The sequence below is a fragment of the Thermoactinomyces vulgaris genome (assembly GCF_003688725.1).
GTDB lineage: Bacteria > Bacillota > Bacilli > Thermoactinomycetales > Thermoactinomycetaceae > Thermoactinomyces > Thermoactinomyces vulgaris.
In genome coordinates this window covers 143,569-157,326 of sequence record NZ_REFP01000011.1, presented here as the reverse complement: position 1 = coordinate 157,326, position 13,758 = coordinate 143,569, and the positions used below count along the sequence as shown (strand labels likewise).

The window sequence follows — 13,758 nt, the reverse complement described above, 5'->3', positions numbered from 1 at the left end:
CAATCTTCCAAGGAACCATGTCGCAAAAAATGATTGAATAATCTGATTTTTTATCTCTCTCCCCTTCCCTGATTTGTTTCAGTAAGATAAAATTTAATATAGATAAGTATTAACAATCCACAGAAGGGGGAGAGACGATGTCTGCCTTCCGATTTATTTTCAGAATATTCATTATTTCAGTGTTAGCGTTGGCTCCTTGTCTCTTTGGGATCTCATCCGCCCATGCCCAAACGGATGAAGACATCCTGCGCGAAGCCGCTTTGTCACCTCCCGGCGCCAATCTTCCCGATTGCAAGCCGAGCGAGGAACATCCTTATCCGGTCATCCTGGTGCCGGGCACTTTTGAAAGCATGGCATTTAACTGGAGCAAACTGTCACCCCTTTTGGCGAAGAAAGGTTATTGCGTGTATGCTTTAAACTACGGCATCACCCATCTCGGCTTCAGTACCGGACCGATTGAAAAATCTGCTGAAGAATTGAAAGCGTTTGTCGATCAGGTGTTGGAGCAAACCGGCGCGGAGAAAGTTTCCATTGTCGGGCACAGCCAGGGAGGCATGATGCCGCGCTACTACATCAAATACCTTGGCGGTGCGGAAAAAGTCGAAGACCTGATTGGACTGGCTCCATCCAACCACGGGACCATCGGGGTTCTCGGCATTGAACCCATTATGATTCTTCCGGGTCTTTTGGGATGCACGGCATGCGATCAACAAAAAGCCGGCTCTGACTTCCTGAATGATTTAAACGCCGGCGATGAAACCCCGGGAGATGTTTCATACACCGTGATCAGCACCAAATACGATGAAATTGTCGTTCCCTACACCTCCGCCTTTTTGGATGGCCCCGAAGAACAGGTGTCCAATATTACGATTCAGGATCAAGTGCCGGCCGATCTGGCCGCTCACCTCGGTATCGCCTTTGATTCCCATGCATATGAATTCGTTTATGATGCCTTGGAGCATGACGGCCCCGCCAACTTTGCACGGGCTGAACAAAAGTGGTTACAAAAAAACGGAAACTGACTTGTTTTCACACTGAAAAACCGCCTTGCTCCAAGGCGGTTTCCTTTTTATTTCAACCGGATTCGGCATTCTCCCCATGGTTCGTTTTCCCAATACAGCCTGAAATGATCGTTGTCCTCCACTTTTCCCACACCGGCCGGCGTACCGGTAAAAATAATGTCTCCTTCGCCCAGCCCAAAGTGTGCCGCGCAGTAATCCACCAATTGTTGCGGGGAAAAAACCATGTCATCAATGGTTCCCTTTTGCACTCTTTCTTGATTTTTAAACAACGAAAACGATTTCGATGCGCATGCTGCAAGCCCCGGGAACGGTTTCAAATCCGTTAACACCGCTGCATTAGGAAACCCTTTCGCTGGAAGCCAGGGATGTCCTTTTTTCTTTAACCCACTCTGTACATCCCGCAAGGTAAAATCGATGCCGAGCCCCATGTGACTCACCACTTCATCCACGGGTGTCCCTGACGCAACCGGGCGGGAAATCCTTAAAACCCACTCCGCTTCATAATGCACTTCCCCTTTGGTTCCCGGAAGCGAAAGAACCCTTCCGTCCGCTTTGGCCAGTGAATGGGTCGGCTTTAAAAAAACCAACGGGGCCTCCGGCACTTCATTGCCCAACTCTTTCGCGTGCAACCGGTAGTTTCTGCCGATGCAATAAATATTTCGGATGGTATACATAAACAATCCTCCCCAGTAAGGAATCCTCGAAATTTAACATACCATTTTTTCCGGTCCTGCGGTTCAACTTTCTGAATCCCCGGAAAGACCCGGCGCCAAGATGTATATTTTTCCAAATCCTTCGGGAAACTAGGTCTTGTATCAAAGGAGGGTTTTAGCACAATGATTCACTTTGCATTGTTTGGAGATTATGAAAGAACACCGGATTTAAAACGCTTTGCCGAAGGCATCCAACAAGAGATGGAAAAACACGGTTTTCAACGGGTGCCGACCGATTTTCCGCAACTTCAACTGGTGTTGAATTTCGTGGATCCAAACCGTCCGAAACCTTTTCGCCGCAAAGGAAACGGAACGTTTGTCGTGTCCATCACCGAGGTTGATGAGCCCGTGTCCAATATCCTGAAAACCGGTTATCCGATCTTGATCCGTTCACTGGGAAACCTGATGATTTTCATTGATCGTTCCCGTCCCGTGTCGTCCACGCATTTCATCACCCTGGAACAGGGATGTTATGCCGTCTCCCGTCCCGAAGAGGATGACCAATATTTCCAAGAAGTTTTCGAACGCTTGCGTCCTTTGGCCACTTCCCGTCTGGTCATCAACAATATTTTTCACCCCGATCTTCCCGAAGACCTGTGGGAAGGGGATGAAACCAGCGAAAGCATCTCCCGTGCGGGCAAAAAACTGGATGAAATGAATCTGCTTCCCGCGCCGTTTCCGATCCAGGAATTATTGCCTCCCAGAGAATTCCGCCATATCAAGCGTTTATACGGCATCGGCGGGCTCAGTTACGGCAACTTGAGTGCCCGGCGGGACAAAAATGAATTCTGGATGAGCGCCAGCGGCGTCAACAAAGGAAACCTGAGCCGGATCGGAAAGGATATTTTGCTGGTGAAAGGGTATGATGAAGACCAGTCGGCCATGGAATTGAGCGTTCCTTCCAATATCAAGCCCAACCGCGTTTCGGTCGATGCCATCGAGCATTGGATGATTTATAACGAGCACCCTGAAGTCGGAGCCATTGTGCATATTCACGCCTGGATGGAAGGAGTCCCTTCCACGGAAATCAATTATCCATGCGGAACCGTACAGCTGGCCGAAGCGGTTGCCGGCTTGATCCGGGAAGCAGAAGATCCTTCCCGGGCCGTGATCGGGTTGAAAAACCACGGCTTGACCATTACCGGAAGAGACATTGACGATATTTTTGAACGGATTGAAGGCAAAATCATTCCGCAGGTTCCGATGAGTTAAAAGGAGGAAATGGAATGAAAAACCCCGTTGTTCTGGTGACCGGCGCAACCAGCGGAATCGGAGAAGCCATTGCCCGAAAGTTGCCGGACCAGGGATATGTCCCGATTCTGCTCGGAAGGAGATCCTCCCGTCTAAAAGAAATCCATCGCGAACTCAACCGGGGATCTTATTATTCCTGTGACATCACTAAAGAAGCGGAAGTCAAACAGGTCGTGGAGGAAATCATCCAAACTTACGGCCGCATTGACGTGTTGATCAATAACGCCGGCTATGGGTGTTTTGGCGGATTTTTGGATGTTTCGCCGGATGACTACCGGGGGATGATGGAAACCAATTATTTGGGCGCCGTCCGCATGGTTCGTCACGTCTTGCCGCACATGCTGCGCGCCGGACACGGACGAATCATCAACATCGCTTCTCTGGCCGGATTGACCGGCATTCCAAACCTCGCCGGATATTGTGCAAGCAAATTTGCCTTGATCGGCTTTTCCGAAGCTCTGAAATTGGAGTACGCACCGGTGATTCAGGTGGGGGTTCTTTGCCCTGGACCGGTCATGACGCCTTTTTTCAGGGGAGAAAATCCCCGCCGCCATTTTCCTCCCCTGATCGCCGGCCAAATGTTGGAGGCTGAGGAAGTCGCCCGTTGTGCCTTAAAAATAATGAAGCGTCCCAAAACCGTGGTGATTCCCGGAAAGTTAAAATGGGCGCTTCAATTGCGCAAATGGTTTCCCTCCCTTTATTTTTGGGCCACCCGGCGGATTTACCGCAAACTGGACCAAAACCCGCACAAAAGACCATCTCATTCCATATCTGAATTTTAAGGGGGAGTGCCACCATGTATTTTTTCGTGGTCAATCAACTGGCCGGCAATGGACGGGGGAAAACAGTATGGTCTTATATCCATCGCAGATTAAATGAACTGGGGGTGGAGTACCAGGCAGTCTTCACACAAGAAGCGGGAGATGCCACCCGGATTGTCAATGACATCAAACAACATCACCCGGTCAAAGCCGTTGTCGCCGTCGGTGGGGACGGCACCGTAAATGAAGTGGGAAGCGGGCTCATCGGGACCCATATCCCCATGGGTTATATCCCGGCAGGAACCGGAAATGATTTTGCCTTGGGGCATCAGATCCCCCTGGATCCGGAATTTGCATTAAAACGAATTTTGCGGCACCAAACCTACCAGGTGGACACCGCCAAAATGAACAACCGTTGCCTGATCAGCTTCGGCGGCGCGGGATTTGATGCCAAAGTGGCCAATGCGGTTCGCCTGAAAAGATGGGAAAAGCAGTGGTTCGGGCGCTTGACTTACGGCCTGGAGGCTTTGAAAGTCTTCCGTTCGTACACCCCGCAGCCCGTCACCCTGACCGTGGATGGTGTGCGCTATGATTACGAACATGTCTGGCTGATTGCGGTATCAAACATCCCGAACTTTGCCGGCGGAATCAAAATATGCCCCCAAGCGGAAAAAAATGATGGCCTGCTGGATCTCTGTTGCATTCAAAACCTCAGCTCCTTTGAGTTTCTCCGCCTGTTCCCGACGGCTTATTCCGGCAAACACACCCGGCACAAATCCGTGATTTTTCACCGCGGCAAAGAATTCACCATCACGCCGCAAGGCTCTTGTCTGGCCCATGTGGATGGCGAAATTCTGGATGAAACCCCCATCACGGTCAAAGTGGTGCCAAAGTCTTTAACCGTTCTTTAGATGGTAAACACAAAAAGCCGATTTATCAACAAAACCGGCTTTTGTTTGAAAAGGATGCTATTCTCCGCGATAATTCGGTTTTCTTTTTTCGGCGAAAGCTTGTATGCCTTCCAGGAAGTCTTTGGTTTTCCCGGCTTGTTCCTGAACCACAGCTTCATATTCCAGCGCTTCTTCGATCGTCGTTTCCATCCCGCGGTAAATCGCTTTTTTCGTTAATCCGATGGCCACCGTGGGGCCTTGCGCCAACTGCTTGGCCAGTGCCATCGCCTCATCCAGCAATTTGTCTTCCTCCGCCAATTGGTTGGCCAACCCGATCCGGACGGCTTCTTCCGCTTCCACATCCCGTCCGGTCATCGCGATCTCCAATGCCCTTCCCAGCCCGACCAACCGGGGCAAAAAGTAGCTGGAACCGCTGTCGGGTGCCAATCCAATCCTGACAAATGCTTCGACAAAACGGGTACGGGGAGTGATCACACGCAGGTCGCAAGCCAGCGCCAAACTGCAACCGGCCCCGGCCGCCACGCCATTTACCGCGGCAATAACGGGTTTTTTCAGATCCATGATGGCTTGAATCAAAGGATTATAACGGGAACGCACACTCTCGCCCAGTGAAATTTCATCCCCCTTGGTGACAATGGCTGACCGGTCATTCAAATCTTGTCCCGAGCAAAACGCTTTTCCTTCCCCGGTCAAAACCACGGCCCGTACTTTCGGATCTTCGTTTACCTTTTGCAAAGTTGCTGTCAATTCTTCGGCCAATTGTCGGTTGATGGCATTATACACTTGGGGACGGTTCAGCCGGATCAGGCCGACGCCGTCTTGTATGGTCAGGACAACGGTTTTTTCTTCCATTTAAACCCCTCCAAACAGCTGCATTATTATTTTTTGTTAATAGAATCTATTTCAATCATAATATAAAAAATGAAAATTCACCAAATTAATTCATAAAAAACAGCCCATCTTTCCGATGGACTGGACAACTTATGACAAAGATTTGACCCGTTGCAACCGGAGGGCATTCAACACCACGGAGACCGAACTGAAAGCCATCGCCGCCCCTGCAAGCCAGGGAGCCAGAAATCCGGCCGCGGCGACGGGAATTCCCAAGCTGTTGTACGCCAAAGCCCAGAACAGATTTTGTTTGATATTGGCCATGGTTTTCCGGCTCATCCAAAGCGCATCGGCCACCTGCTCAAGATTCCCGCGCATCAAGGTGACATCTGCGGTTTCCATCGCGACATCGGTTCCGTTTCCCATTGCAATGCCCAGATCGGCCGCCGCGAGAGCCGGCGCATCATTGATTCCGTCCCCGACCATCGCCACTTTTTCCCCTTGTCTCTGCCACTGATAAACCACTTCGGCCTTTCCTTCCGGCAACACTTCGGCCGAAACATCCTCAATGCCGACCTGTTTGGCGATGGCACGGGCCGTCCGTTCATTATCTCCCGTGATCATCCCCACTTTTAGCCCCATTTGTTTCAACTTTTGGATCGCTGTGCGGGAAGTTTCTTTCACCGTGTCGGCAACGGCCAAAATCCCGGCGCATTCTTGGTCTATTGCGATGATCACGGCTGTTTTCCCTTGTTTTTCGAGCCGGACCAATTCCTCCTCAATTGAATCCGTTTGAATTCCGTTTTGTGCCATCAACCGGCGGGTTCCCAGCAAAACTTCCTGTCCGTCCAGCACGGCTTTGACCCCGTGGCCGGGTAATGCTTCAAAGGAGTCGGGATCTTGCAATGTCACTCCTTCTTTCGCAATCCCGTTCACAATGGCCTGCGCCAACGGGTGCTCGGAATTTTTTTCCGCCGAACCGGCCCGGCGCAAAACGTTTTCTCTCTCTTCCGGATGAAAGATGATGGTATCGGTCAATTCGGGTTTCCCGTGGGTGATCGTTCCGGTTTTATCAAACAAAACCATCGTGATTTGCTGCGCCTTTTCCAAATGTTCGCCGCCTTTAAACAAAATGCCCCATTCCGCAGCCCGGCCGGAACCGGCCATAATCGAAACGGGCGTGGCCAGCCCCAAGGCACAAGGACAGGCTATCACCAACACGGCCATCGCTTTCTCCAAGGCGCCTTGAAATTGCCCCGGCTCCAGACCGAAAAACCAAAGCATAAACGTAAGCACGCTGATTCCCAAAACAACGGGAACAAAAACCCCCGAAATCCGGTCTGCAATCCGTTGGATCGGCGCCTTGGAGCCTTGCGCTTCCTGAACCACCCGGATAATTTGTGCCAGCGCCGTCTCTTCCCCGACTTTGGTTGCCCGGAAAAGAAGCCGTCCTTGCCCGTTGATGGTGGCGCCGATCACCGGGTCACCCGACTGTTTTTCCACCGGGATGCTTTCACCGGTCAACATGGATTCATCGACGGATGACCGGCCCTTGACCACCTCTCCGTCCACCGGGATCTGCTCGCCCGGCTTCACAAGAATCAGATCCCCCGGCTTGACTTCTTCCACCGGGACGGCTACCTCCTTGCCGTCTTTCAAGACCAATGCTTTTTTGGCTTTCAACCGCATCAACTTGGATATGGCATCCGAGGCTTTTCCTTTGGCCCGGGATTCCAGCAATTTGCCAAGCAAAATGAGTGTGATTAAAACGGCACTGGTTTCAAAGTACAATCCCTGCTCATGAATGCGGGAAGCCGGTTGGGTCAACATTACATACAAACTGTAAAAATAGGCCGCCGAGGTGCCGAGTGCCACCAGCACATCCATATTGGCGCTGCGGTTGCGCAGTGCCTTCCATGCCCCGCGGTAAAACGGAGCCCCGATCACAAATTGCACCGGTGTGGCCAAAATCCATTGGACCCAAGGGTTCATGAGAACAGACGGAACCGGGATCCAATGAAAAAAAGAGAAATGGGCGGCCATGGTCCACAGAAGCGGAAGGGAAAATGCCAAAGCCGCAAAAAACCGGACTCTTTTTTTCTCCCATTCTTCCTCTTTCCGTTTCCCTGACTCCGCACTTTTCGGCTTTGCCCCGTACCCCAGCCGCTCCACCCGTTGCACCACGTCGGATACGGCCAAGGTCCCCGGGTAATAAGCGACCCGCGCCGATTCAGTTGCCAGGTTGACGGAAGCATTGGCAACTTCCGGGATCCGGTTCAACACTTTTTCAATCCGGCTGGCACAAGCCGCACAGGTCATCCCGGTAATCTCCATATCCACTTCTTCTTTGGGAACGCGGTAGCCAAGATCTTGGATGATCTTCTCCATCTCCGGCAACCGGACTTGCTTCGGGTCATAAACGATATGGGCTTCGTCCATGCCCAAGTGTACATGGACCGATTCAACACCATTTAACTTTGAAAGACGTTTTTCGATCCGGTTGGCACAAGCCGCACAAGACATCCCTTCCACCGGCAACCGAATCGAGCTGAGTTCACTGGACAACGAAAACGCCTCCTGCTGTGATGCAATTTATGAAAGGACATCATATCCCTGATCTTCAATGGTTTGTTTGATTTTGTCCAAATCGGCCGTCTGTTCATCAAAATCCACATCGACCATTCCTTTGGACAAATCAACTTTGGCTGCAACCCCGATTTGTTTTAATGCTTCCTCGATCGATTTGACGCAATGCTCACAGGACATTCCGGCAACGCGAATTTGTTCCTTCATTTTATCTTTTCCTCCTGCTGTAACGAAGTTTTTTTACATCTTCTTACATCTTTATTATAGGATACCCCCCCACCGTATGCAACCGGTAGCTCCATTTTCCTTCCATTTTGTCAGATCTGATTCTTGTCAAGGAACCATCCCTTTGACAAATTTTCAAACTCCCGGGAAGCAACAAGCAGCCCGGATTTCCCATCCAGGCTGCTTTCACGGAGCGTTCACATCAGTATTTGTTGATCTTGAAATTTTGGCGCAGAAGCTTCCAGTTCTCCGGGAAATCTTCACCCAACACCCAATAGCTGACACCCCGGAGACCGTATTCTTTAATCAGATTATACTTCGCCTGCATGCTTTGTTCATTTTCATACCAAATCACATGCTTTTTCCCTTGTTCATCCCGGTAGTAAAAGTAAGGAGCTTCATCCCGGTTGTTATACTCCACCTTCAACCCTCGTTTTTTGGCAAATGTTTCGGCTTCATGCGGAGCAATCCGTTTCGCCGGGGGGCCTCCTTTTTTATAGGGGAGCGTCCAGTCATAACCGTAGAGCGGTGCTCCCATCACAATTTTTTCCGGGGGAATTTTTTGGACAGCATAATCCACCACTTTCCGAACCTGGGGAAGTGGAGCCACAGCCATCGGAGGTCCGCCGGTCCATCCCCACTCATACGTCATTAAGATCACAAAGTCGGCAATCTTCCCGTGAAACGCATAATCATGCGCCCCATGCCAAGCTCCGGCCTGTTCGTCACTGCTTTTGGGAGCCAAGGCAGTCGATACCACATATCCGTGTTTTTTCATCCGGGGTATAAAGGTTTCCAAAAAACCGTGGTACAGCTCACGATCTTTTTCGTAAATGTGTTCAAAATCGATGTTGATCGCCTTGTACCCTTTTTCCTTCATCACCTGTTCGACTTGATTCATCAACCGGTTGAGGGATTGCCGGTTTGTAAAAATTTGATGAGCCAAATCGGGTTGGAAATTTCCGTCAGCAAAATTGGTCAGCACCAGCATCGGAACGGCCTTGTTTTGAATGGCCCGAAGCGGTTTTTCATCCTTCAGGGGGATTAAACTCCCATCCGGTCGAACCTGGTAGCTGAAAAAGGCTACGTAGGTTAAATCGCGGACCGCTTCCAATGCATCCTCCACCGCCTGATCCGGGGAAGTGGCTTCCAAAAAGCCAATACTTTCGATGCGTTTGGTTTTTCCTTTCAGATTCAGCTCATTTTCTCCTCTTTCATCCGGCAAGACCCTTCCCCGGCTTGAAATGGGCTCATTCCCGGGCTGACCGTTTTGGTCCACCACTTGCCGGGGAGTGGCATCATGCTCCGGACTTCCTTGGTTTTTGGCACATCCCGTCAACGCAATCAGTGCAGAAAACATCACAATAAAAATTTTTTTCATTTGAATCACCCTGTCTATAATATCCCTCCGTTTTCTTTTCTCATGCATTCTTTCGCCTTCATAAAAACATTCTCCGACATGATGTCATTGTCATCATGAATGAACATCCGATGCCACCGGCGCCGGCCGATGAAGAGATTTTTTTGAAAGCGGACCCTGCCAAAAATATTAAAGAAAAAACATCTCAAAAATAAATTTAAAAACACCAAATATCTCGCCGGGTAAAGAACCCGGTTTTTTTAAAAAATTTGGTTAAAATCGGTTGTATAATAGTGACGAAAGCGATAGAATTTTGAATGAAGATTTCTGATTCAAGAAGGGAGATGGACCGTGAATTCACAATGGAAAGCAAAAATCCAATCCATTGCGGATAAAGAAGAAAAGATTTTGCAAAAATTATTAAATTATGCTCCTCAACCCCATCTGACTGAAGTGATGGACAACTGCTCTCTTTGTTACAAAAAAACACACCGTTTACATATACGCATCGTTGAAGATCCCGAGGGGCTTTTTGAAGACGGGGTCAAAGTCTGCAAAAAATGCGCGGAAAAGTGCGGGTTATCGGAATTGCTCAACGAAAAATCCGCATCCTACCACGGTCTGACTGAAGCGATTTTGCGAATCCGCGGAGAAATCAGCTTAAAAAATTTATCAGATTAGCAGGATTTTAAATATACATCGCAAATAAAGTAATAGAAAAAGATCAAGTGAGGTGAAAATATGCGGTCCCACAAACTTTGTTGCGGCGAGCCCCCTGCTGTTTAAATACATAATTTAGAATTGTCATAATTATTATAAAAAGGTTACCATCTGTTAAAAATAGTTGGTAACCTTTTTATTTTTAATAAAACCAATCTGTCCGACGCAAAACCTTTGTTTTTGACAGAAATTTTCATCATTATTTCGTATGTTAAATATTACTTATATTAAATAACCGGTTGGGATTATAATGTTGTTGTGATCCACAACAAAGGAGGAACATCATGGACTCAAAAAAAAGCAACTTTCAACTTGTCGTCGCATCTTTATTGCTGGCGATCTTCATGTCGGCCATGGACAATACCATTGTTGCGACAGCCATGGGGACGATCGTCGGGGAATTGGGGGGATTGGACCAATTCGTTTGGGTCACCTCCGCCTACATGGTCACATATATGGCCGGAATGCCCATCTTCGGAAAACTGTCGGACATGTACGGGCGAAAACGTTTCTTTATCTTCGGTCTTACCATCTTCTTGATCGGTTCGGCACTTTGCGGAACCGCACAAAGCATTGTCCAGTTAAGCATTTACCGGGCCATCCAGGGAATCGGCGGCGGAGCCTTGATGCCCATTGCCTTTACCATTGTTTTTGACATCTTTCCACCGGAACAAAGAGGGAAAATGACCGGATTGCTCGGGGCGGTTTTTGGTTCATCCAGTGTCGCCGGTCCCCTGCTCGGTGCTTATATTACCGATTACATCAGCTGGCATTGGATTTTTTATGTCAATTTACCCATCGGGATCATTTCCCTTGTTCTGATTCTCACGGCTTACAAAGAGTCGAATAAGCATGAAAAACAAGCAATCGACTGGTGGGGAGCCGTCACCCTGGTGACTGCCGTCGTCAGCCTCATGTTTGCCCTCGAACTGGGAGGCAAAGAGTATGCTTGGAATTCACTTCCCATCATCAGTTTATTTGTCATCTTTGCGGTCTTTTTTCTTGCGTTCTTGTACGTTGAAACCAAAGCAAAAGAACCGATTATTTCCTTCTGGATGTTTAAGCGCCGGTTATTTGCCGCCAGCCAAATCGCCGTTTTCTTATATGGCGCCACTTTTGTCGTGTTGACCGTATATATCCCGATCTTTGTGCAAGCGGTGTACGGCGGGTCCGCCACCAATGCGGGACTGATCCTGACCCCGATGATGCTCGGGTCGGTTGTCGGAAGCGCGATCGGCGGCATCTTCCAAACCAAGACCAGTTATCGTAATTTGATGATCCTCTCGATCATTGCTTATGCCGCCGGAATGACCTTGCTCAGTACCATGACGCCCGAAACGGCACGTTGGCTGGTCACCATCTACATGGTCATCGCCGGATTTGGGGTCGGATTTTCTTTTTCGTTGTTGCCCATTGCATCAGTGCACAACATGGATGCCAAACACCGCGGTTCGGCAAATTCAACCAATTCATTCTTCCGCTCTCTTGGCATGACCATCGGGATCACCTTATTCGGCTCCCTGCAAAACCGCTTTTTTACCGATCAATTGGATTTTGGCGGGATGCAGGGAGGACACGGGCCATCCTTTGACCTCAACGACCCGCAAGGGCTCTTTGAGCCTGGTGCCCGCGCCGCGATTCCCGATTTCATTCTGGATAAAATCGTGGACGCCATGTCTTCATCGATCACCCATATCTTTGCCCTGGCTTTGATCCCAATCGTGCTGGCAGCCATAGCCATTCTGTTCATGGGCGACACCCGGGTGAAGATGAGCAAAAAGCCTGTCGTCTCCACCAATGAATAACTTATCTTCAAAAAGCAGTGCCGTGAAAAAGGCACTGCTTTTTTTGTCCTCAAAATATGCGGCAAAAATGACCGGTTTCTTTTTATGGGCTTTCATCCAAGCCGGTTTATTGCCTCCTGAATAGGATAATCACACATGGATCCATGAGATCGTCTCGCCATGGGAGGATATATACATGAAAGCAATCCAATTAAACAAACTGGCCCAAATCATGGGCGGAAGATTGACTGCAGGTTCCCCGTCCAAAATCGTCCAGTCCCTCAATTTCGGAAATCCAAAACAATTGAAACCGCACCAAGTCTACTTTTACACCCGCAAAATTCGGTGGCACGAAAAGCAACTGCCGGCCATTCAACGGATCCGCCCGCTCGCCGTCGTGCTCCCCGCTCACCTTTTTGCCCGGGGAATCCCGCCGGGCACTTCGATCATCCGGGTGAAAGATGCTTATCAGGCTTTTTTTAAAGCCGGTCTTTGGAACTGGAAACAATGCCCGGCCAGAGTGATCGGCATCACGGGAAGTGCGGGCAAAACGACCACGACCGAAATGGTGGCTTCCATTTTGAAATATCGTGCACCGATGGTGAAAACCCATCGCAACCTGAACACTTTTTCTTTTTTGCCAACATATCTGACCCGGTTAACCGGCAAAGAAAAATTGCTCCTCTTGGAAATGGGAATGAAATCGCTCAATAACATCCGCAAACAATGCCAAATCGTCCGGCCCGAGATCGGTGCCGTCACCAATGTCGGAGAAGCGCATGCGGGCAGCTTGGGCGGACTTCATCTCATCGTAAAAGCCAAACAGGAAATGGTGGATGGTGTCCGCAAAAACGGAACCTTGATCTTAAATGCGGACGACCCGCGGTCAAGAAAACTGAAAACCAACCGATTCCAGGGAAAAATCCTTACCTTCGGCATCCGCAATCCGGCCCACATCCGGGGGAAAAACATCCGTTACACCCGAAACGGGATGGTCTTTGACGCCGTGCTTCAGGGACGCCAGTTCCCCGTCCGGATCCCTGTCTTCGGCACACACAATGTTTATAACGCCCTGACCGCCATCGGGGTTGCCTGGGCTTATGGAGCCACGATTCCGGAAATTCAAAAAGGGCTCGCCACCTTTAAAGCGCCGAAAATGCGCTTGGAATTCATTCGCACAAAATCCGGGCGCATCCTGATCAATGATGCTTGGAACGCCAATCCCACAGCACTGAAAGCCGGATTGGACGTCCTGAAAAATGTCAGCGGATCCCGCCCCAAGATTGCCGTATTAGGCGACATGCTGGAGCTCGGGGAATATTCGCATCAAGCTCACATGCAATCAGGGAAATATGCGGCGCGCTTGGGGTTGACGCAACTCATCACCTTGGGCAAACGCGGGGCAATCATTGCCCAATCTGCCATCGCCAATGGAATGAGCCGCAAAAGGGTACTGATTTGTAAAGATTTCCGGCAAGCATTGCACCACTTGGCAAAAACCCCGAAAAATGCAGTCATCTATTTTAAAGCCTCCCGTTCCCTCCATTTCGAAAAGCTCGTCAAGCAATTAAAAAGGCTGTAACGGCAAAAAGCC

The 13,758-nt window shown here is 49.6% G+C and carries 12 protein-coding genes; 7 read left to right on the top strand and 5 right to left on the bottom strand.

The annotated features are described in order from the left end of the window. The first annotated feature begins 137 nt into the window (after positions 1 to 137). Positions 138 to 1,022: an alpha/beta fold hydrolase gene (locus tag ATH33_RS11190; RefSeq protein ID WP_121874421.1), complete on the top strand. Its 885-nt coding sequence runs from the start codon at positions 138 to 140 to the stop codon at positions 1,020 to 1,022. Between the two features lie 47 nt (positions 1,023 to 1,069). Here the strand turns inward: ATH33_RS11190 and ATH33_RS11185 are convergent, their stop codons facing one another. Next, positions 1,070 to 1,696, bottom strand: coding sequence for a fumarylacetoacetate hydrolase family protein (locus ATH33_RS11185; RefSeq protein WP_121874420.1), 627 nt, complete (start codon positions 1,694 to 1,696; stop codon positions 1,070 to 1,072). A 162-nt stretch (positions 1,697 to 1,858) separates the two neighbouring features. On the opposite strand from ATH33_RS11185, the gene ATH33_RS11180 reads away from it, so the two are divergent. From ATH33_RS11180 to ATH33_RS11170, 3 genes are read left to right on the top strand one after another with little or no spacing between them, the layout of a single operon-like run. After that, on the top strand, positions 1,859 to 2,947 hold the full coding sequence (locus ATH33_RS11180) for a class II aldolase/adducin family protein (protein WP_037996050.1): 1,089 nt from the start codon (positions 1,859 to 1,861) through the stop codon (positions 2,945 to 2,947). A 14-nt stretch (positions 2,948 to 2,961) separates the two neighbouring features. Next, positions 2,962 to 3,768: an SDR family NAD(P)-dependent oxidoreductase gene (locus ATH33_RS11175; protein WP_121874419.1), complete on the top strand. Its 807-nt coding sequence runs from the start codon at positions 2,962 to 2,964 to the stop codon at positions 3,766 to 3,768. Between the two features lie 14 nt (positions 3,769 to 3,782). After that, positions 3,783 to 4,658 (top strand): diacylglycerol/lipid kinase family protein, encoded by an 876-nt coding sequence (locus ATH33_RS11170; protein ID WP_037996051.1) that lies wholly within the window; start codon positions 3,783 to 3,785, stop codon positions 4,656 to 4,658. Positions 4,659 to 4,715: 57 nt separating this feature from the next. Here the strand turns inward: ATH33_RS11170 and ATH33_RS11165 are convergent, their stop codons facing one another. The 4 genes from ATH33_RS11165 to ATH33_RS11150 form a co-directional block, all read right to left on the bottom strand. Then, positions 4,716 to 5,510, bottom strand: a complete 795-nt coding sequence (locus ATH33_RS11165; RefSeq protein ID WP_049720159.1) for an enoyl-CoA hydratase/isomerase family protein — start codon at positions 5,508 to 5,510, stop codon at positions 4,716 to 4,718. 129 nt (positions 5,511 to 5,639) lie between these two features. After that, entirely contained in the window at positions 5,640 to 8,054 is a 2,415-nt protein-coding gene (locus ATH33_RS11160; protein WP_255359673.1) for a heavy metal translocating P-type ATPase, read from the bottom strand. A gap of 27 nt (positions 8,055 to 8,081) precedes the next feature. Further along, entirely contained in the window at positions 8,082 to 8,282 is a 201-nt protein-coding gene (locus tag ATH33_RS11155; RefSeq protein ID WP_062843051.1) for a copper ion binding protein, read from the bottom strand. Positions 8,283 to 8,502: 220 nt separating this feature from the next. Continuing rightward, positions 8,503 to 9,681, bottom strand: a complete 1,179-nt coding sequence (locus ATH33_RS11150) for a glycosyl hydrolase family 18 protein (protein ID WP_037996055.1) — start codon at positions 9,679 to 9,681, stop codon at positions 8,503 to 8,505. A 330-nt stretch (positions 9,682 to 10,011) separates the two neighbouring features. Here ATH33_RS11150 and ATH33_RS11145 point away from each other — a divergent pair, with 330 nt between their 5' ends. The 3 genes from ATH33_RS11145 to ATH33_RS11135 all read left to right on the top strand — a co-directional run bounded on the left by ATH33_RS11145 (position 10,012) and on the right by ATH33_RS11135 (position 13,746). Next, entirely contained in the window at positions 10,012 to 10,341 is a 330-nt protein-coding gene (locus ATH33_RS11145) for a hypothetical protein (RefSeq protein WP_037996056.1), read from the top strand. 323 nt (positions 10,342 to 10,664) lie between these two features. Further along, positions 10,665 to 12,185 (top strand): MDR family MFS transporter, encoded by a 1,521-nt coding sequence (locus ATH33_RS11140; protein WP_037996057.1) that lies wholly within the window; start codon positions 10,665 to 10,667, stop codon positions 12,183 to 12,185. Between the two features lie 175 nt (positions 12,186 to 12,360). Further along, positions 12,361 to 13,746, top strand: coding sequence for a UDP-N-acetylmuramoyl-tripeptide--D-alanyl-D-alanine ligase (locus ATH33_RS11135; RefSeq protein ID WP_049720161.1), 1,386 nt, complete (start codon positions 12,361 to 12,363; stop codon positions 13,744 to 13,746). Positions 13,747 to 13,758: the final 12 nt, after the last annotated feature.

What these genes read in the sequence shown, in the direction of transcription:
- ATH33_RS11175 (WP_121874419.1), top strand. Translation starts at nt 2,962, where the DNA reads ATGAAAAACCCCGTTGTTCTGGTGACCGGCGCAACCAGCGGAATCGGA.
- ATH33_RS11155 (WP_062843051.1), bottom strand. Translation starts at nt 8,282, where the DNA reads ATGAAGGAACAAATTCGCGTTGCCGGAATGTCCTGTGAGCATTGCGTC.
- ATH33_RS11180 (WP_037996050.1), top strand. Translation starts at nt 1,859, where the DNA reads ATGATTCACTTTGCATTGTTTGGAGATTATGAAAGAACACCGGATTTA.
- ATH33_RS11150 (WP_037996055.1), bottom strand. Translation starts at nt 9,681, where the DNA reads ATGAAAAAAATTTTTATTGTGATGTTTTCTGCACTGATTGCGTTGACG.
- ATH33_RS11135 (WP_049720161.1), top strand. Translation starts at nt 12,361, where the DNA reads ATGAAAGCAATCCAATTAAACAAACTGGCCCAAATCATGGGCGGAAGA.
- ATH33_RS11170 (WP_037996051.1), top strand. Translation starts at nt 3,783, where the DNA reads ATGTATTTTTTCGTGGTCAATCAACTGGCCGGCAATGGACGGGGGAAA.
- ATH33_RS11190 (WP_121874421.1), top strand. Translation starts at nt 138, where the DNA reads ATGTCTGCCTTCCGATTTATTTTCAGAATATTCATTATTTCAGTGTTA.
- ATH33_RS11185 (WP_121874420.1), bottom strand. Translation starts at nt 1,696, where the DNA reads ATGTATACCATCCGAAATATTTATTGCATCGGCAGAAACTACCGGTTG.
- ATH33_RS11140 (WP_037996057.1), top strand. Translation starts at nt 10,665, where the DNA reads ATGGACTCAAAAAAAAGCAACTTTCAACTTGTCGTCGCATCTTTATTG.
- ATH33_RS11165 (WP_049720159.1), bottom strand. Translation starts at nt 5,510, where the DNA reads ATGGAAGAAAAAACCGTTGTCCTGACCATACAAGACGGCGTCGGCCTG.